Raw genomic sequence first — 18,773 nt, forward strand, 5'->3', positions numbered from 1 at the left:
AGCGAACCTACTGTCCTCGTCATCGTTTTAATAATGAAATATGTTACCACCGCATGTGATAATTGTCAATGATTTTACCGCCTCAATTTGTTATAATTTATAGGAAAGAATTGATATAATTTGTGGACAAAAACGAGAAGTTTTGCTGAAATGGTAGGAGAAATAATGAATCCATACATAAAAGAATATGCTGAACTAGTAAAGGATTACGAAGCGAAGAAGGGTAAGCGAGAGACTGTTCTTGCGTTATACGAGTTTTCGGATAGGCTCAAAGAGGCTGGGGATAAGGATGCCAAGGCAGTTCTTGTAGATGTATACAAAATCCTTTCGCTCATGCAGAGTGCGTATGACTTGATGTCAGAGATTGCAGATAGGACAGATAAGAAGCAGATAAAGAAGCTCGCTTATCTCAAATCGCTAGCAGAAGATGATGGAGACAGGTGGGCAGTGAAAAGACCAAAGACAGCTGCTGAGGAGTCTCTACAGAGAGAAAAAGCTAAGAAGCTTCCAAAATTCCGTTACCATCCAGATCCACTGGCTACTGAAAGCTTTGAAGAAGGTCCGCCAGAGGTATGCCCGTGCTGCGGCAAGGAAAGTATTATCTACTATAGTTCGTTCCCTTACAGCGTTGAAGACGTCGAGCATTTGTGCCCAGAGTGTATTGCTAGTGGAGAGGCTGCAAAGAAATTCGACGCTCAGTTCGTGCAAGATGCCGAATGGGAAGGCGAAGTGGATGTGGCGAAGTCGAAAGAACTATTTGAAAGAACGCCTGGCTACCTGAGCTGGCAAGGCGAGCACTGGCTATCCTGCTGTAATGACTACTGCGCATATCTAGGGACAGTCGGCACAGAGGAACTAGAGGAGATGGGCATCGCAGACGAGGTCCTTGAAGAGTATGAGATGAGGCATGAATACACCGATATAAGGGAGTACCTGTATAAGGATGGGGATCTCTGCGGGTATCTCTTCCGCTGCCTTCACTGCGGAAAATATCACATCTATGTCGATGCGAGCTAATTTGCAAGCGTGAAATGAAACACCTTCTTAGAATAGGAAAGGTGATTTGGAGGGAAGTAATTAATGAAGATATATCAATATTTCTTGATTGGACTAAAGTCGACGTGGAATGACAATTTCTTTAAGACGGTGGCATTTATCGTTGGAACTATCGTTCTTGTCACGATGGTGCGGAAGCTGATTATCGTCAGTAGGAGTGGCGGAAAGTTTTCAGAACCTATGCATATCTCAAATGGAAATTTATATATTCACAGCGGATTTGTTCCGGGCAGTCGTGAGATTCCATTGAAAGATCTCGCTGAGGTTGAGATATATTTTGTGCGTGGAGTACATCTGAACGGTGACAGATATTTTATACAGTTCGTGAGGAAAAAGGGTAGGAGCAAGTCGATTTTCGTCGGAAAAAGCAAGGGTAATGACGAGAGGCTTGCTCAGCTTAAGAAGCAGCTGAAGAAGCATAAGGTTAAGGTTCGTGAAATAAAATAAGTGAGGGGAAAGAGGTGTCTATATTGGAAACTAAGAAGAAGTCTGTTCCGTGGAAAGAAGGAAAAGTTATATCAATTTGCCTTCGAGATGGGATATACATCTTGGCGCAGATGGTAAAATCGCCATACATGGTTTTCTTTAACCTCTTTAGCGAGGATAACTCGTGGGAAGGTGTGACTTTGTCAACTGATAATGTGCTATTCTGTCATGCGGTTACGCGCCAGTGGAAAGCGCACAGCCCCATTGAGCGCATTAAAGGTGTAGAGCCACTTTCGAATTACGAGCTTCCAACCAGATGGATTCATACCGAAGGGCTTGGTCACAGAACTCGAGAAATTCTCGTCGATGGAGTAAAGCGAAGTGTAGTGATTCTCGGTACACGTCTTGCGTTAGTTGAAAGAGATATGGTGGATAATAGTAAGAACAATGCGCCGTGCGGACTCTATCATACGGTGGTTAAACCTGATTTAAAAGAAACAGATTGGCCGATGGTGGAAAATGTAGAAACAATGTCAGTCGAGATGTACCCGGGATTAAATGAGCGGTTGTACTTATGTAGTGTCATGGGAAGAAATGTGAATCCAGAGCTCGAAATATACCTCGGTAGACCGATTCCAGAAGCCTACGGAACATACGTAAAGATACTTTGCGGAGATAAAATACCTGATTACTGTTAATATAAGGGATTAAAATCAATACCTAGCTATATCTCTTGATTCAGTGAGATGAAGAGGAGTATTATACAGAATACAGATTTTTTTGAAGGAAAAGGGTGGACATAATGGGAAATAGAGAAATTAAAGTTAAAGTTAAGATGCCAGTACTCCCCGAGAGATTCGGTGGATACACAGTTACAGCAACTAGATTTGACGACATGTTTTTAAAGCTCTTCGACAAAGAGCCTTACGGAATCAACTCTGAGATAAATCTCGTCACAGGAGATGCGAGAACTAGTGTCGAGGTAGTAAGCGTAGATAGAGGAGAACGCTCGATGAGCGTAAGCCTTAAGGTGGGGTATCCAGAGGCATTCGGCCAGGGAGAAGTTCTGACGAGACTTGCTGATGCAGTTGCTCCATATAAGTGCGGAATCGAGAAAATAGCATAGACACTCGATAAACCACATGTAAACATGATATAATTAATAGACTCGTGCATTTACGAGAGAAAAATGGAAATTAGGAAGGATATACTAATGAAAGATATTGAGATCAGAGAACTCTTCCGTAACAGAGAAGAGTATGCAGGTAAAGAGATTGTTGTCAGAGGCTGGGTGAGAGGTAATCGTGCATCCAATCAGTTTGGTTTCATCTCACTCAATGATGGTACCTTCTTCACTCCGCTTCAGGTTGTGTACGAGGCTTCGAAGATTGATAACTACGAAGAGATTTCAAAGGTGCACCTCGCAGCAGGTGTAATGGTTAAGGGTGTACTTGAGCTTACACCTGGCGCGCAGCAGCCATTTGAACTAAAGGCGACAGAGGTTACTGTTGAGGCCGATTCGCTATCGGATTATCCGCTGCAGAAGAAGCGCCATACCATGGAGTACCTTAGAGAAATCGCACATCTTCGTCCTAGAAGCAACACTTTCTCTGCTGTATTTAGAGTTCGCAGCATCGTTGCTTATGCGATTCATAAGTTCTTCCAAGAGCGTGATTACGTATATGTGCATGCTCCAATCATCACAGGAAGTGACGCAGAGGGTGCTGGCGAGATGTTCAGAGTTACGACACTGGACCTAAGCAACCCGCCTACTAACGAAGACGGCTCTATCGACTATTCGCAGGATTTCTTTGGCAAAGAGACTAACCTCACAGTTTCGGGACAGCTCGAGGGTGAAGCGATGGCGCTTGCGTTTAGAAACATCTATACATTTGGACCTACGTTCCGTGCTGAGAACTCCAACACAGCTAGACACGCATCTGAGTTCTGGATGATCGAGCCAGAAATCGCGTTTGCAGACCTTGCTGATGATATGGATGTTGCTGAAGACATGGTCAAGTACATCATCAGCTACACGCTTGAACATGCACCTGAGGAGATGGAATTCTTCAATAAATTCGTGGACAAGGGATTACTTGATAGACTTCACCACATAGTTAACTCAGATTTCGAGAGAGTTACATATACAGAAGCTGTTGAGATTCTTAAGAAAGCTGATAAGGACTTCCAGTTCCCAGTTGAATGGGGAATTGACCTACAGACTGAGCACGAAAGATATCTCACTGAGGAAGTATTCAAGAAGCCTATCTTCGTAATCGATTATCCGAAGGAAATCAAGGCATTCTATATGAGACTCAACGACGACGGCAAGACTGTTGCGGCATGCGACCTTCTTGTACCAGGAGTTGGTGAAATCATCGGCGGAAGTCAGAGAGAAGAGAGACTCGATATCCTCGAAGCTAGAATGGATGAGATCGGCATGAACAGAGAGCTTTATGACTGGTACGTTGATCTTCGTAGATATGGCGGCGTAAAGCATGCTGGCTACGGACTAGGTTTCGAGAGAATGATTATGTACCTAACAGGAATGAGTAACATCCGTGACGTTGTTCCATTCCCAAGAACACCTAAGAACGCTGAATTCTAAAGCGTTTGAGAGGCAATATACATATACAAATAATTTAGCGGCTATCACTAGGCTCTTCAAGAGGAGAAGGTGGTTGCCGCTTTTTATTGTCAATTAAAATATTGTATTGAACAAGATACAAGCTATGTTATACTTGTGACAAGAGCTTAAATAATTTTATCAGCTCAAAAAAATAATAAAATCAATGGGAGGATCTAAGGATGAAAGGTTATTCTACAGATAAGATTAGAAACGTCATACTTTTAGGACATGGCGGCTGCGGTAAAACGACTTTTCTTGAAGCGGCTCTACTTGCCACTGGCGCAATCACCAGAATGGGTAAAGTAGAGGATGGCAACACCACATCGGATTACGACAAGATGGAAATTGAGAAGAAGCATTCTATCAATACCACTCTAGTTCCGGTAGAGTACCAGGGATATAAATATAATTTCCTTGATACCCCAGGATTATTCGACTTCAAGGGAGAAATTCGTTCAGCGCTCAGCACAGCTGCATCATCGATTATCATGGTGGATGCATCTGCTGGAGTACAGGTAGGAACTGAGAAGGCGTGGGAGGAATGCAGTAAGCATAAGAATCCAAAATTTATAGTCCTCACCAAGATAGATAAAGAAAACGTAGATGTAGACAAGGTTGTAGCGCAGCTTCGTGAGAAGTTCGGAAACTCTGTTGTTACCGATGATGACAAGGACGCTCTGAACGAGGCAGTGGCTGGCACAGATGAAGCTCTAATGGAGAAGTTCTTCAACGAAGAGCCATTTACAGATGAAGAATTTTATAACGGACTTATGACTGGAATTGCAACAGGCGACGTAGTACCTATCATCAAGATGTCCTCGAAGACAGGTGAGGGAGTAGACGAAGTTCTGCGTTCTATCAGCAAGTATGTTCCTACACCTAATATGCACCCTGCATATCCAGCAAAGAACATCAAAGGTGAGGATGTTGAGATTACAACGGATCCTGCAGAGAAGCCGGTTCTATGGGTTTTCAAGACAATCGCTGACCCATTCCTAGGTAGAATTTCCTACGCAAAGGTTATAACAGGAACTGTCAAGGTAGGTCAGGAACTGTACAACTCTCGTACACAGAAGATGGAGAAGCTCGGATCTATGTTCTTCGTAAGAGGTAAGCAGCAGGTTCCAGCAACTGAGGTTGTGGCTGGCGATATCTTTGCACTTGCCAAGCTAGCAGGAACAAAGACTGGCGATACACTATCTCTCAAGAGCGAAGGAATCCAGTTTGAGCCGATCGACTTCCCTAAGCCAAACTACTTCATCGCAGTTCAGGCTAAGGATAAGAACGACGAAGAGAAGATGGCGCAGGCTCTATTCAAGCTTATGGAAGAAGATCCTTCATTTGCATTAGTTCGAAATGTTGAGACACATCAGTCACTTCTCGGCGGACAGGGAGACCTCCAGATAGGAATAATCAAGGAAAAGCTCAAGAAGAACTACGGAATCGACGTAGTGACTGTTCCTCAGAAGATTGCTTACAGAGAGACAATCAAGGGCACTTCAGACGTTCAGGGTAAGCATAAGAAGCAGTCTGGTGGTGCTGGACAATATGGGGACGTGCATATCAGATTCTCTCCAGCTAAGGAAAACTTCGAGTTCTCCGAAGAGCTATTTGGTGGAGCAATCCCTAAGAGCTATGTTCCTGCAGTTGAGAAGGGACTCCTCGAGTCGATGGAAAAAGGCCCTCTCGCCGGCTGCAAGGTAGTTAACATCAAGGCGGTTCTATATGATGGTTCATACCATGATGTAGACTCTAACGAGATGGCGTTCAAGATTGCTGCATCACTAGCTTTCAAGAAGGGTATTGTTGAGGCTAAGCCTTGCCTACTCGAACCAATCATGAAGCTCGACATAGTAGTTCCTGAGAAGTATACAGGTGACGTAATGGGCGATATGAACAAGAGAAGAGGACGTATCCTCGGTATGGATCCAGCGGATGAAGGCACAACTTGCCTGCATGCTGAAGCGCCAGAGGCTGAGCTCTTCGATTATGCAATCGTGCTAAGAGCTATGACTCAGGCTAGAGGTAGCTTTGAGATGGAGTTCTCCAAGTATGAGGAAGTGCCTGCTAACCTAGCGCAGAAGATCGTTGAGGCGCACAAGCAGGAGACAGAAGGCAAATAACGCTTATAGCGATATACGTATAAAGACCAGCCAGAGGGCTGGTCTTTGTCTTTTCCAGATAGTATTACATTAACTTTTACTGCAAGATAGCAATTTTTCTGATAATATAAGCGTATTGAATTAGAGAGGGGAACTCATGAAATTTAGAGACAAATTAGACAGGAAATACCTCAAGATTGTGGCTTATGTAGTTCTGGCAGTGGGACTGTCTTATGCTTTGATTTTATTTATGGGACAGTATCAGAGCATTAGCAAGAGCGCACTTGGGATTGTAAGTTGGCTTGCTGATATTCTTAAACCAGCGGTAATCGGTGCGATTTTGGCGTATATCTTAAATCCGCTAGTTGGCCTAACAGAGAGGCTAATAACGCGTAATGCAAAATCACTAAGTCAAAACCCAGTTCAGAAGAAGCGCAGACATACAGTAGCAGTTTTGATAACCTTGCTATTTATAGTGGCGATTTTGCTGGCTTCTCTCACGGCGATTATATATGCAGTAACGAAGCAGGTGCAGACTATAAATGCTGACAGCATCAATGCACTGGTCAACAGTATAGTGGACCAGGCAAAATCATTTGAACACAGCTTTAAAGAGTGGCTTTCGAAGTATAATTTCAGTAAGAATTATGATCTCAACTTCGAGAAGAATCTCATCAACTGGGTTTCACATAAGCTAAATAGCGCAAGTGGTCTACCGACGTTGCTTTCAAATATCACAGCTGGTGCGAGCACTTTGCTGTTCTCGGTTATGTTCGCGGTATACTTCTTGTTTGACGCAGAGAACCTAAGAAAGTACTGGGGCAGAATGCTTAGGACCATTTGGTCGCAGCGTGCAAATGACAAGCTTACATATGTATATGGCGATGTTAACAAGGTGTTCAGTGGATACTTCCGCGGTGCAGCGATGGATGGTTTCACAGTAGCACTTCTCATCAGCATTGGACTGACTGTAGTTGGCATGCCTTACGGCGTGATGATTGGTGTAATGGCTGGTATTGCTAATCTGATTCCTTACATGGGACCGATAGTAGGATACGGACTTACTATCGTGTCGGGCGTGATTTCTGGTGAGATTAAGACGATGATTATATCTATCGTGATTATCTCGGTGGTGCAGGTTCTGGACGGTGCGGTTATCAATCCAAAGCTATTATCGCATAGCATTGAAATACACCCGTTGCTAGTTTTGGTGGCTATCATCGCAGGAGAGAAGGTGGGCGGATTTGCAGGTATGATTGTTGCCGTGCCGTTTGCTGCTCTGCTCAAGATATGGTTTGAACGCCTCGTTGAGAGAAGGGCGAAATCTAGAACATGTGAAGAGGATGCCGCTACAGCAGAGATCGTGGATAGAGAAGGCTTGGAAGAGTAACATGGTTTAATAGGAAGTCAATTATGCCTTTTGAAATAGTAAGAAATAATCTTGTAAATATGGAAGTGGATGCGGTGGTAAATACTGCAAATCCCAATCCTGTGATTGATTCTGGTGTAGATAGTGAGGTGCATGCGAAGGCTGGTGCTGAACTACTTGCTGCGAGGAAGAAAATCGGCTACATTGATTTTGGAGCTGCAGCCATAACTTCAGGATATGGGCTAGATGCCAAGTACGTTATACATACGGTAGGACCAATTTGGCGTGGCGGCAGCTATGATGAGGAGCAAATTCTGGCATCGTGTTACAGGAGTTCACTAGCTCTAGCCAAAAATCACCAGTGTGAATCCGTCGCATTTCCTTTGATTGCCACTGGTAACTACAAGTTCCCGAAATCACTCGCTCTACAAATAGCCGTTCGAGAAATCAGTAGCTTTCTCATAGAAAACGAAATGCAGATTTATCTAGTCGTGTTTGACAAAGATGCTTTCGAGCTTTCTGAGAAGCTTTTCAAATCCGTAAGCAGCTACATTGATGAAAACTATATTCGAAGTACGATGCTAGAAGAATATGGTAATGATAGCTTGCATGATTCAAGTCTTAAAACTAGATGGGATAGCGATAGGACCACAAGTGGTGCGCAAAATGAAGAAGACTACAAACTTCTGATAGAAGAGTGCGTTGAGCTTAGCATCTGCGCCGCGCCTACGGTTGAAGCTGAAGAACTGAGTGAGATGCTAGAGAACCTCGATGCGGGGTTTTCCGAAACTCTTCTTAAGCTCATTGATCGTACTGGGAGGAAAGACTCTGAGATATACAAGAAAGCAAATATCGACAGAAAGCTGTTCTCGAAAATAAGGAATAACCTGGATTATAAGCCATCCAAATCTACTGCGCTGGCATTTGCATTTGCTCTTGAGCTCGATATAGAAGAGACACAAGACTTTATCGGAAGGGCGGGATTTGCACTCTCGCCTAGTAGCAAGTTTGATGTTATTGTGGAGTTCTTTCTTATAAATGAAAACTACAATATCTACGAACTTAACGAGGTCCTGTTTGCGTTTGACCAACCGTTAATCGGTGCTTAAATGTCGCATGTGATGCGACCATTTCTACTCCTGTTTAGCCAATAATAGGGACATAACAACAAACAGGAGGATTTAAAAATGACTGAACTAGTATTTATTTTAGACCGAAGTGGCTCAATGTCTGGACTTGAAAAGGACACTATCGGAGGCTTTAACTCTATGCTCGAGAAACAGCGCAAGGAGCCGGGAGAAGCGATGGTATCCACAGTTCTCTTTGACAATGAAATCGAGGTTGTCCATGATCGCATAGGGATTAAAGAGGTACCAAAGCTAACAGAAGAAGAGTATTTTGTGCGTGGATGCACAGCGCTTCTAGATGCTGTTGGTGGAGCAATTCATCACATTGGCAATATTCACAAGTATGCTCGCCGTGATGATGTCCCAGAGAAGACCCTATTTATCATCACTACTGATGGACTTGAGAATGCCAGCCGCTATTACACTTATGATAAAGTTAGAAGCATGATAGAGCGTCAGAAAGGCTGTTATGGATGGGAATTTATATTCCTTGGTGCTAATATCGACGCAGCAGAAGAAGCGAGAAGATTTGGGATAGATGAATCCATGGCTGCTAACTATCGCTGTGATGAAGTTGGAACTGCTTTAAACTATGAGGTCATCAGCGATGTAGTGACAAGTGTGAGGATGTGTGAAGAACCTCTGTCTGCAAGTTGGAAGATGAGAATAGATGAGGATTATGAGAGCAGGGATGCGAAGAAATAGCTGAATCTATTAATAACTGCGATGCTGCGTTATGGAGATATAAAATAGCAAAACAATGTTAAATACATGTGGTGAAACATTAGATGGTGGATGAAATGCAGAAACAAAATGATTTTGAAACAGCATGCAAGAATCTGACTGAGGGAATTAGTATTTTCAAAGAGGAAATAGTATCAAAATGCGCAGAACTTCAAGATGCTGAATGGTTATTTGATAAAGGTACAACGAAGGTTTGCAAGGCTGATGAAAACGGCAAGAAGAAGCGGTGTAAGGTCGGAATATGTTATATATCAAAGATTGCGTTGACAAATGATGCTGCAATAGAGATATGGCGAATGTTTAAGGAACATTTTGACGATAGTAACTTAACTAACGTAGAAAGACTCACAGGGAATGAAGAAATGGGCAGATACGTGTTTTCTGCGAAGAATGAATTAGATCAAGTTGAATGTGTAATTAACACACCAGGGGAATGGAATATTCCGTTAATAAGCATTACAGGCTATGTCGGGTCAAGGTATAGAATTTCGGATATTGACTAAAAATTGGGGGATCTATGATAAAAATTTTATTCATATGCCACGGCAACATCTGCCGCTCCACTATGGCAGAATCGGTAATGACGCACCTCGTGAAAGAAGCGGGGCTAAGCGATGAATTTGAAATAGACTCTGCTGCGACTAGCAGGGAGGAAATCGGAAATCCGCCGCACTACGGAACGGTGAAGAAACTCGGAGAAGTGGGTATACCCGTTGTACCGCACAGGTCAAGGCAAATGACAGAGACTGACTATGATAAGTTTGACTATTTGATAGCCATGGATGAGAATAATTTGCGCAACATGAAGAGGTTTGTAGGCAGCGATGAAGAGGGTAAGGTCTCGCTTTTGCTCGAGCATGCTGGCAGAAGTGGTGATATTGCAGATCCTTGGTACACAGGGAATTTTGATTTGACGTATAATGATGTCATGGATGGATGCAAGGGCTTACTCAGGGAACTTAGATAAGATAGGAAGAAGGGCGTAGTAACGATGGGCCAAGCTTAAGATGAAGCAGCGACTTGCTGAGGAAGCTCATGAGCGAGGTAAAGCAGAGATTGAACTCAAGTGGACAGGTGTAGTAGTGCAGATGAAATGTCTCATTAGAAATAACGGTACTATTACGATCTCATGACAATCCGATTTTAAAGGAGTATTTGAATTAGATGGCTAAGAAAGCAAAATCAGTATATATGTGTGCGGAGTGTGGTAACGAGTTTCCGAGCTGGCAAGGGCAGTGTTCTTACTGCGGTGCGTGGAATTCGATTGTAGAGCAGAAGGTTAAACCGGATGCTGATAGCGATGCACGTAGGAGGACGACCAGCAAGGCGACTCCGTCAAAGCTAAAGAGCGTGGGGACTGGAAATTATACGAGGATTACATCTGGTATTAGTGAGCTCGATAGGGTTCTCGGCGGAGGAATAGTGCTCGGCTCGATGATTCTGATATCTGGTGAACCTGGAATAGGAAAGTCCACGCTGATAATTCAGTCTGCTAATTCGATTGCGCTTAATAATGGAACGGTTCTCTATGTTAGCGGCGAGGAGTCAGAGGAACAGGTGAAGCTGAGGGCAGACCGCGTGTGCGAAAATCTGTCTGATAATCTACTCATTTTTCCAGAGACCAATATAGAGAGTGTGCTTGCGGCCTGTGAGCAGACGAAACCGAAATTCCTTGTGATAGACTCAATTCAGACAATGTATTCGGAGGAACTGGACAACACTGCTGGCAGCATCACGCAGATTCGTGCCTGCTCGAATCTGCTCATGAAGTATGCTAAGACGAATAATGTGCCGATTTTTATAGTTGCGCATGTCAATAAGTCAGGTGACCTCGCTGGACCAAAGACTATAGAGCACATGGTAGACTGCGTGCTAAACTTCGTGGGTGAGCGAGATAGGGATCTCAGGATTCTTCGTTCTGTAAAAAACAGATTTGGAACCACCGAGGAAATCGGGGCATTCAGCATGGGTCAAAGTGGTATGACCGAGGTGAGAGACCTGTCGGGAACTCTGCTCGAGAGCTCGGATATCAAGGAAGAGGGCTCGGTCGCTTCGGCGCTCTACGAGGGCAGCCGTCCTGTATTCTTTGAAATTCAGGCGCTAGTGACACCTGCCAATGTCGGTTTCGCGCGCCGAAGCGCAATCGGTATAGATAATAACAGACTCAATATGATTCTGGCTGTTCTGGAGAAGAAAGTCGGAATCTCGTTGCTGAATCATGACGTTTATGTCAATGTGGTTGGCGGACTGAAGCCCGACGGGCCAGGTGCAGACCTGGCCGTCGCGCTCGCGATCTATAGCTCGTTCCGCGAGCGCACCTCGCCTCGCCGCGTGGTGGCGCTCGGCGAGGTCGGGCTTACCGGCAATCTGCGAGCAGTGAGGAATGCTGACCGTATAGTTAGCGAAGCAGCCAGACTCGGATACGAAGCTGTGATCTTGCCGCGAGGCAATGCTAAGGTATCAGTTCCTAATGCTGATATAGAGGTTGTAGGCGCAGAGAGCCTCGCGTCTGCAATCAAGGCTTTTATAGGCAAGAACTAAGATCAAATCCTGGACGCGGCAGCTTGGCCTGCGGCTGCCGCGTCCAGTGCAGCTTATAATCAAAAACCAAAACAGGAAGGTGACTGCGAAGCTGCTCACCTTCCTGTTTTCTTATCATTGTTAAATTATTAAATTATAAAATTATTAAATTTTATTCCGCCCAAAACTCCCTCCATCAAGAAGCACAACAAGCTTATCGAGCAACTCAAAGTCTACTTCTTAACGGTCGCCAGCTCAAACCAAAAGTCACTTCCTTTGCCCTCTTCGCTTTCAACTCCATAATTGGCATTGTGGAGGCTTAAGATGCCTTTTACGATGGATAGGCCAAGGCCAGTTCCTTCTATGTTGCGGTTTCGGTTAGCGCTAGTTCTGTAATAGCGTTCCCATACGTGGGATATCTCTTCAGCGGCTATTCCGTCGCCGTGGTCAATTACATCAAATCTAACATTGCGACCGACTTTCTTGAGTTCGATTCGCACGTACTTATCCTTACCGCAATACTTAATAGCATTGGATATGAGATTTGCCATAACTTGCTTAAGCTTATCGTAATCGCCATATACATACGCAGTCTTACATTTGTTGAATGATATATTGTAGCCCTCTTGCTGATTAAGTACCTCGAAAGTCTCTTCTACTTCAGTAGCGGCCTTTACGATATCGAATTTAGTCATGTTTAGCTCAGCTGAGTTAGACTGAAGCCTCGAAGCGGAGAGCATATCAGATACGAGCTTGTTGAGCCTATCTGCCTCTGCGATAATAACTGCAAGATGTTCAGCGCGCTTCTCTGGATTATCTCCCGAGATATCGTTAATCATCTCAGCATATGATTTTATCATCGTTAGCGGAGTCTTGAGATCGTGTGACACATTGGCGATTAAGTCTCGCTGATATGAATCTGTCTTCTGCATCTCATATGAAGCTTTATTGAGCGTTCTAGCTAACTCATTAGTCTCGGTAAATATTCCTCCATTAAAATTCACGTTATAATTGCCGTTGCTCAGCTGGACTGCTGACTTTGTGATGCTCGCAATAGGTAGTGATAACCAGGTCGACATGATGATTGCGAGCATGCTGGCAATCATCAGTGTTATAAACGTGATGTATAGTAGCTGCGAACGCAAAATCGATATGGTAGACTCCACTGGGTAGAGAGGAGCAATCATGTATAGGATGTTTCCGTCATCACGATTCCCAAGGTACGTAGCATACACTAGGCGCGATGCCTTATTTCCCTTTTCAGTGACAGTGAGAGAAATTTTACCTAGAGAACTCTTCGCTAGCTTGTCCTTTGCATCTGAAATCTCGAACTGATAATGAGGGATATCGCCCTGTGACAGACCGCTGTTTCCATATTCTGAAGTCGAATCGGCTGTTTCTAGCCTTATATATAGACCATTTCGGTCAGCGGCTTTTCGCGCATACGCATCGAAATTATCCTTGTTAGTGGAATAGTAGTTGCCCAGCTTGTTTGCCGTCGTCTGCGCCTCCTGTGCCATCATTCGTTCGTAGTAGGTGTTCATGAAAAAACTCTGCATGAACCATACCATGAGTAAGATCACAGCGGCAAATACCATAAAGTACATAAGCGAGACAGCACGTATGCTGTTTGGATCCCACTTACTTCTCTTTGTCTTCATATTCAAACTTGTAACCCACTCCTCTTAGTGTAACGATAAAATCACGGTATGGACCGAGGTTATTTCTCAGATTCTTGATGTGAGTATCAATGGTTCTATCGTCACCGAAGAAATCATATCCCCAGATGTCCGAGAGAAGCTTGTCTCTCGATAGAGCGATATTTCTATTCTGAATCAGATAGAAGAGAAGATCGTACTCCTTAGGTGTGAGATTTACTCGCTTTCCGTCTATATAAATCGTGCGAGCTGCGAAGTTCACCTCAAGACCATCAAACTTCATGACGTTGCTAGTTCCGTGGTCAGCACCTTCGTGTCTAGTAATAACAGCGTTTACACGAGCCATGAGCTCTTTAGGGCTAAATGGCTTTACAACATAGTCATCGACTCCTAGCTCGAAACCAAATAGCTTATCGTATTCTTCGCCTCTTGCTGAAAGCATGATTACAGGTATATCTTTGAATTTCTTGATTTCCTTAACCGAGCTAAAACCGTCTAGCTTAGGCATCATCACATCCATGATAATCAGGTCGTAATCGTTAAGCTTACATAGCCCAATTGCGCTCATTCCGTCTGCTGCCTCTGTAACTTCATAGCCGCTAAATTCTGAATATTCTTTGATGACCTCTCTGATTTTAGCTTCGTCATCTACTACAAGTAGCTTTTTCATATCTCGTTCCTTTCATATCATGTGAATAATACAAAACACTAATTCGAACCTTCAGTTCTTAAATTTTGTACATTATATCATAACCCATCTTCACATTGTGGAAATCCATTGAAGAATACAAGACAGTGAAGTGTTAATATGTGTTAAATCAATAGATAGCGTGCGCAAACCACGTTGACAGTAGTTTACCAAAGCTTTATTCTAGATATTGTGCATATCATACAAGACGATATGGAATGCTATGAAATATATTTTAAGGAGAACGTTGATGAAGAGGAAACTCGCGGCACTAATTACTTGCTTGATGATTTTTATTTCTCAAGTTATGACAACGAGTTACGCTGGTGTGTATGACGGTTATGTTAGGGATAGAGCAAGCTTAAATGCGGATAATGTTTCGGAAAAGAATTACAAGATATTCAGCCCTGATTTGTCCGAAGACACTGAGGTAATCGAGACTAAGAAGGACCTTGCAGATGAAGCAGCAAAGACATACGAAAGTGTGGCTATTGATGAAGCTCATTTTCCGAGCGATGGATTTAGGAAACTGGTAAGTGAGAACTTCGATACTGACGGTGACGGAACCCTGAGTAGTGATGAAATTCGCGAAGCTAAGATCGTAAACAGCGAAGGCGACTACGAGATAGATTCTCTTAAAGGCATCGAGTACCTTGCTAATCTCAAGAAACTCAATGTTTATTCTGACACTCTGTCAGAAGTGAATATTACTAAGAACCCTGAGCTACAGATACTGTCGCTATCAGGAGACGGTGCGATTACCTCAATTGATACAAGTAGGAATGCTAAGCTGCGGGTATTTAACGTGACCAATTCATCGCTAGAGAGTGTTGATCTCACTAAGAATCCAGAGCTCAGAATTTTTACCGTTCCGCTTACTTCTTTACGCAGCGTTGATTTAAGAAATAATCCTTACCTAAAGAGATGTGAGGTGCCTGGAACTCAGGTAAAAGAGCTAGATGTAACGCATAATAAGAGGCTTCAGGCGCTCAATGTGGAAAATACCTCGGTGAGCAAGGTGGATACATCTAACAACAGAGATTTATATGAGTTCTATTTCAACAGCACGCCGATCTCTAGTGTGGATTTCTCAAAGAACTGGAACTTAACGCAGGTACAGGCTAATGATACGAAGCTCAAATCAATCGACTTTTCGCATTGTAAAGCGCTGACACTGTTTTGGATGCGTAATACAGAAATTGACACTTTAGATCTATCAAACAACAAATATTTTAGTGAATTAGCTGCCGGCAACTCTAAGCTTAAGGCTCTGGATGTTGCAGATAAGACTTTTTTAAAGACTATCGAGATTGAGAATACACCTGTTAAGCACTTAGACGTAAGCAGTGCTCGCAACCTCGTAGGACTTAACGTATCTGGTACTCAGATTAAAAAGCTAGATGTGAGCAAGAATACAAATCTAAACGTTCTTAATGTTAGCGGCACTAAGATAAAGAGTCTCAATATTAATAACAACAAGGATCTTAGAAGACTGAACTTTGATAACACATCAATCAAGGGAATGGAGAGGGTGGATGCAGCGAAGCTTACTGCCCTTGAGGAGTTATCTTGTAAAAATTCGGGAGTAGAAGAGATTACAAAGCCTGCGTCCAATAATATAAGCCTATGGAACGTCGATGGCAACAAGCTAAAACAGCTCGATTTAAACCAATTTAGTGCATATCAAGGAATTGCAGTATCTCCGCAGAATATAACAGTTAGAGGTAAGGAGAAGAATGGCACTCTCCAGGTTGACATGCATGATTTGGTTGATGATGTGTCTAAGGTGAGCGGCGTTACAGGTGCTAACGCAACTTATAGCGCAGGAACCGGAGTCGTGACATTTGGAACATCTGGGGACCGCACATTTACATATGATTATGAAACTGGAAATACCGGAGCACCTAAGATGAAGGTGAACGTAAAGGTGCTCAGCGACCTAGACCCAGATGAGTTTGCTGCGCAGATTAATAGAGCTAGGTTTATTGATAATGGCAAGACTCTTGAGGTTGCTCTAGACAAGAATGTTCATGTAACAGATAACGGTAAGTCAAAGATAGAAATCTATGATGGGAATCCTGATGATGGGGGAACACTAGTTCATACCCTTGGAAGTGGGGATAAAGTGGATTCCCAGTTCGAAACGCTTAATATTTCACTCAAGGATGCGTTAGACATTAAAAGACCTCTATATGTAAAGATAAATAAAGGTGCAATCAAAGATAGCAAGAACAAGGTTCTAGGAGAGAATATCAGAGAGCCGATCGTACGCGACGTTACTGTAGACAGCGTCGTGTTCTCTAAGACTAAGTTCGATAGTGATGGTGGTGCGCTTACAGTAAACCTAGCTGGTAGTAGATTTGAAGCGACAACTAATCTAAAGCTGTCGCTAGTAGATGAGGCTGGAAATGTTATAAATGGGGAGACGTCATTCGTTTCTGCTAAGAGTGCTGAGTTTAAATTCAAGCTCCCTGAGAACGGCAGTGAAGATAACGTAAAGTACAAGGCGGTACTAACGGCAGACGGTAAGGAAGTTGATACTGCAGGTGCATTTAACGGAACCAAGAAGGTTACCGTTCTAACTGCAAAGGAGGACGAGGTAATACCTGGTGCAGTTACATCATATTCGCTGACAGGCGCTGATGATCAGGATCCATCAGATGATACATTTGAAGGTACAGTCGAAGAGTACGTAACACCGGCTGCAACTCTCGAGCTAAATGGAAGCAACCTTAATACAGACAATGTAAAGATTAAGGCTGTTGATGAAAATGGTGTGGAGTGGCCTACAACGCCAGTTCCACTCTGCAATTCTATGTATAGATTCCAGGCTGTTCCTAATTATGTGGATCCAGCTGGTACTAAGATGAAATTTGACCTCATGGCACCAACTAATATAGGAGCAGATAAGACGTACACGGTAACGGTGTCCCTGGATGGTGGAAAGACATATCTATCTCAGCCAAAGTATAAGATGATTATCCACAACAATGGATATATGGGAGATAAACTATTCACTCCAGCACAGATGCAGAACCTCATAAATATCGAAGTCAACTACGTGGATGAGAGTGGAAATAAGCTAGCTGCTTCAGACAATTATAAAGCTTACGGAGTGTCTGAGATTTACTCATTAGGTATCAAGGCTAAGAAGATCAAAGGCTATGCGGTTCAGTCGAGTGATGTAGATCAAGAGCTTCTAGATAACGGATTTGTTGCATCACTTCCAAGCAACAAGATTACGTTCACATATGGTAAGGCTGAACCTAACAAGATGATTGAAGGAAATGGCAGCAGCTATGACCTTGCTCTAGGCACAGACTTAAACTTTAGAGCATCAGCTCCAGTTTCGGAGTTTGAATCTGCTGTTGTTACAGGTACGAATTATAGGAAAGTTCTAACGGAAGGAACTGACTTCGAGAAGAGCTCCGGAAGCACTAGGGTCAAGCTAAAGGCTGCATACCTTAAAACTCTAAAGCCAGGTAGATATAGGCTAGAGGTTAATGAAGCTTCTGGAACTGCTACTGCAGAGTTTACCGTCTATGATTCGAGAAATGCTTCTTCTGGAAGTAAAATCAGTGTTACTAAGCACGGAAAAGGAAGGTATGCTATAAAGTCTAGTAGAATCTACAGGCGAGGTGTAGTTCAGACGGGAGATAATTTACCGTTCATGCCGTTTGTAATCTTTGGAGCGTCTATTTCTGCACTGGCGATAGTGACGGTTAGTCGTAGAAAACGCTATAGATAAATACGGCGAGGGAAAAATGCATAACGTGATGTCAAAGCAGAAAGGCGACCCGCCTTTCTGCTTTTTTTGTAGAAGTAATTAAAATAAAAGATTTGACAATAATTGCCAAATAATTATTGACAATGCTAATCTCTTGTGCTAATTTATAAAGTTTCGATTGTTGCTTTTTAAATACAGTTATAATATAATTTTATTAAGTACAAGATGTAGAGAGAGGAGGCTGCTTTGTTCAATATCGGAGATAGTATTGCGTATCCAATGCACGGGGCGGGAGTTGTTACTGAAATCGAAGAAAAAGAAGTTCTCGGTGAGATTTGCCGCTATTATCATGTAAGCCTCCCGTACAGCAAGATGCATGTGATGGTTCCTGTCGATAATTCGGACAAGGTGGGGGTTAGAGCCATCATTTGCAAGGAAGATATCCAAGGAGTGCTTAATGTCCTTGGTGATGAGTCCGATAAGATGTCTAATAACTGGAATAGAAGGTATAGAGAGAATACCGAGAAGCTTCGCACTGGGGATATCTATGAAGTCGCCGGTGTGGTGAGAAACCTCGTTCGTAGCGATAGGATCAAGAAGCTTTCGACTGGGGAGAAGAAACTCCTCGGCAATGCTAAGCAAATCCTCGAGAGTGAATTAGTACTTGCAGGAGGGCTTTCTCTCGACGAGGCTGATAGCCTAGTAGAATCAAATATTTAGCCATAAG

Annotated in this window: 17 protein-coding genes and 1 other annotated feature (1 of these 18 cut by a window edge); of the genes, 15 read left to right on the forward strand and 2 right to left on the reverse strand. The window is 43.3% G+C overall.

Annotated elements, in window-relative coordinates; genetic code table 11:
• Positions 1-32 (reverse strand) — a binding site (T-box leader) (it extends 177 nt beyond the left edge of the window).
• Between the two features lie 133 nt (positions 33-165).
• The 13 genes from C5Q96_RS00210 (at position 166) to radA (ending at position 11,994) form a co-directional block, all read left to right on the forward strand.
• The gene (locus C5Q96_RS00210) at positions 166-1,017 is read left to right on the forward strand and encodes a CbrC family protein (RefSeq protein WP_106056077.1); all 852 of its coding nucleotides are present in this window, start codon (positions 166-168) and stop codon (positions 1,015-1,017) included.
• Positions 1,018-1,080: 63 nt separating this feature from the next.
• Positions 1,081-1,503: a hypothetical protein gene (locus tag C5Q96_RS00215; RefSeq protein WP_106056079.1), complete on the forward strand. Its 423-nt coding sequence runs from the start codon at positions 1,081-1,083 to the stop codon at positions 1,501-1,503.
• Positions 1,504-1,526: 23 nt separating this feature from the next.
• Positions 1,527-2,180, forward strand: coding sequence for a hypothetical protein (locus C5Q96_RS00220; protein ID WP_205763998.1), 654 nt, complete (start codon positions 1,527-1,529; stop codon positions 2,178-2,180).
• A 104-nt stretch (positions 2,181-2,284) separates the two neighbouring features.
• Positions 2,285-2,608 carry a hypothetical protein gene (locus C5Q96_RS00225; protein ID WP_106056081.1) on the forward strand — a complete coding sequence of 108 codons (324 nt, stop codon included), beginning with the start codon at positions 2,285-2,287 and terminating at the stop codon, positions 2,606-2,608.
• An 87-nt stretch (positions 2,609-2,695) separates the two neighbouring features.
• A complete protein-coding gene (gene asnS, locus C5Q96_RS00230; RefSeq protein ID WP_106057969.1) occupies positions 2,696-4,090 on the forward strand; it encodes an asparagine--tRNA ligase in 1,395 nt (464 codons plus the stop codon).
• 200 nt (positions 4,091-4,290) lie between these two features.
• Positions 4,291-6,234: an elongation factor G gene (locus C5Q96_RS00235; RefSeq protein ID WP_106056083.1), complete on the forward strand. Its 1,944-nt coding sequence runs from the start codon at positions 4,291-4,293 to the stop codon at positions 6,232-6,234.
• A 136-nt stretch (positions 6,235-6,370) separates the two neighbouring features.
• Positions 6,371-7,603 carry an AI-2E family transporter gene (locus C5Q96_RS00240; protein WP_106056085.1) on the forward strand — a complete coding sequence of 411 codons (1,233 nt, stop codon included), beginning with the start codon at positions 6,371-6,373 and terminating at the stop codon, positions 7,601-7,603.
• Positions 7,604-7,626: 23 nt separating this feature from the next.
• On the forward strand, positions 7,627-8,691 hold the full coding sequence (locus C5Q96_RS00245; RefSeq protein WP_106056087.1) for a macro domain-containing protein: 1,065 nt from the start codon (positions 7,627-7,629) through the stop codon (positions 8,689-8,691).
• A gap of 78 nt (positions 8,692-8,769) precedes the next feature.
• Positions 8,770-9,414 (forward strand): vWA domain-containing protein, encoded by a 645-nt coding sequence (locus C5Q96_RS00250; RefSeq protein ID WP_106056089.1) that lies wholly within the window; start codon positions 8,770-8,772, stop codon positions 9,412-9,414.
• A gap of 95 nt (positions 9,415-9,509) precedes the next feature.
• Positions 9,510-9,956, forward strand: coding sequence for a hypothetical protein (locus tag C5Q96_RS00255; RefSeq protein ID WP_106057970.1), 447 nt, complete (start codon positions 9,510-9,512; stop codon positions 9,954-9,956).
• A 14-nt stretch (positions 9,957-9,970) separates the two neighbouring features.
• Positions 9,971-10,420 carry a low molecular weight protein-tyrosine-phosphatase gene (locus C5Q96_RS00260; RefSeq protein WP_106056091.1) on the forward strand — a complete coding sequence of 150 codons (450 nt, stop codon included), beginning with the start codon at positions 9,971-9,973 and terminating at the stop codon, positions 10,418-10,420.
• 40 nt (positions 10,421-10,460) lie between these two features.
• A complete protein-coding gene (locus C5Q96_RS08815) occupies positions 10,461-10,586 on the forward strand; it encodes a hypothetical protein (protein WP_273067696.1) in 126 nt (41 codons plus the stop codon).
• Positions 10,587-10,617: 31 nt separating this feature from the next.
• Positions 10,618-11,994, forward strand: coding sequence for a DNA repair protein RadA (gene radA / locus C5Q96_RS00265; RefSeq protein ID WP_106056093.1), 1,377 nt, complete (start codon positions 10,618-10,620; stop codon positions 11,992-11,994).
• Between the two features lie 212 nt (positions 11,995-12,206).
• On the opposite strand, the gene C5Q96_RS00270 is transcribed toward radA, so the two are convergent.
• The gene (locus tag C5Q96_RS00270) at positions 12,207-13,634 is read right to left on the reverse strand and encodes a sensor histidine kinase (RefSeq protein ID WP_106056095.1); all 1,428 of its coding nucleotides are present in this window, start codon (positions 13,632-13,634) and stop codon (positions 12,207-12,209) included.
• Positions 13,615-14,301: a response regulator transcription factor gene (locus C5Q96_RS00275; protein ID WP_106056097.1), complete on the reverse strand. Its 687-nt coding sequence runs from the start codon at positions 14,299-14,301 to the stop codon at positions 13,615-13,617. Before C5Q96_RS00275 ends, C5Q96_RS00270 begins: the two co-directional genes overlap by 20 nt.
• Before the next feature lie 268 nt (positions 14,302-14,569).
• Here C5Q96_RS00275 and C5Q96_RS00280 point away from each other — a divergent pair, with 268 nt between their 5' ends.
• On the forward strand, positions 14,570-18,067 hold the full coding sequence (locus tag C5Q96_RS00280) for a leucine-rich repeat domain-containing protein (RefSeq protein WP_106056099.1): 3,498 nt from the start codon (positions 14,570-14,572) through the stop codon (positions 18,065-18,067).
• A 225-nt stretch (positions 18,068-18,292) separates the two neighbouring features.
• Entirely contained in the window at positions 18,293-18,766 is a 474-nt protein-coding gene (locus tag C5Q96_RS00285) for a CarD family transcriptional regulator (RefSeq protein ID WP_106056101.1), read from the forward strand.
• The last annotated feature ends 7 nt before the right edge of the window (positions 18,767-18,773 follow it).

The organism is Mogibacterium diversum, assembly GCF_002998925.1.
GTDB lineage: Bacteria > Bacillota > Clostridia > Peptostreptococcales > Anaerovoracaceae > Mogibacterium > Mogibacterium diversum.

Coding starts and splice junctions, on each gene's coding strand:
- C5Q96_RS00255 (WP_106057970.1), top strand. CDS start 9,510: ATGCAGAAACAAAATGATTTTGAAACAGCATGCAAGAATCTGACTGAG.
- radA (WP_106056093.1), top strand. CDS start 10,618: ATGGCTAAGAAAGCAAAATCAGTATATATGTGTGCGGAGTGTGGTAAC.
- C5Q96_RS00260 (WP_106056091.1), top strand. CDS start 9,971: ATGATAAAAATTTTATTCATATGCCACGGCAACATCTGCCGCTCCACT.
- asnS (WP_106057969.1), top strand. CDS start 2,696: ATGAAAGATATTGAGATCAGAGAACTCTTCCGTAACAGAGAAGAGTAT.
- C5Q96_RS00210 (WP_106056077.1), top strand. CDS start 166: ATGAATCCATACATAAAAGAATATGCTGAACTAGTAAAGGATTACGAA.
- C5Q96_RS00280 (WP_106056099.1), top strand. CDS start 14,570: ATGAAGAGGAAACTCGCGGCACTAATTACTTGCTTGATGATTTTTATT.
- C5Q96_RS00245 (WP_106056087.1), top strand. CDS start 7,627: ATGCCTTTTGAAATAGTAAGAAATAATCTTGTAAATATGGAAGTGGAT.
- C5Q96_RS00225 (WP_106056081.1), top strand. CDS start 2,285: ATGGGAAATAGAGAAATTAAAGTTAAAGTTAAGATGCCAGTACTCCCC.
- C5Q96_RS00240 (WP_106056085.1), top strand. CDS start 6,371: ATGAAATTTAGAGACAAATTAGACAGGAAATACCTCAAGATTGTGGCT.
- C5Q96_RS00270 (WP_106056095.1), bottom strand. CDS start 13,634: ATGAAGACAAAGAGAAGTAAGTGGGATCCAAACAGCATACGTGCTGTC.
- C5Q96_RS00250 (WP_106056089.1), top strand. CDS start 8,770: ATGACTGAACTAGTATTTATTTTAGACCGAAGTGGCTCAATGTCTGGA.
- C5Q96_RS00235 (WP_106056083.1), top strand. CDS start 4,291: ATGAAAGGTTATTCTACAGATAAGATTAGAAACGTCATACTTTTAGGA.
- C5Q96_RS00275 (WP_106056097.1), bottom strand. CDS start 14,301: ATGAAAAAGCTACTTGTAGTAGATGACGAAGCTAAAATCAGAGAGGTC.
- C5Q96_RS08815 (WP_273067696.1), top strand. CDS start 10,461: ATGAAGCAGCGACTTGCTGAGGAAGCTCATGAGCGAGGTAAAGCAGAG.
- C5Q96_RS00215 (WP_106056079.1), top strand. CDS start 1,081: ATGAAGATATATCAATATTTCTTGATTGGACTAAAGTCGACGTGGAAT.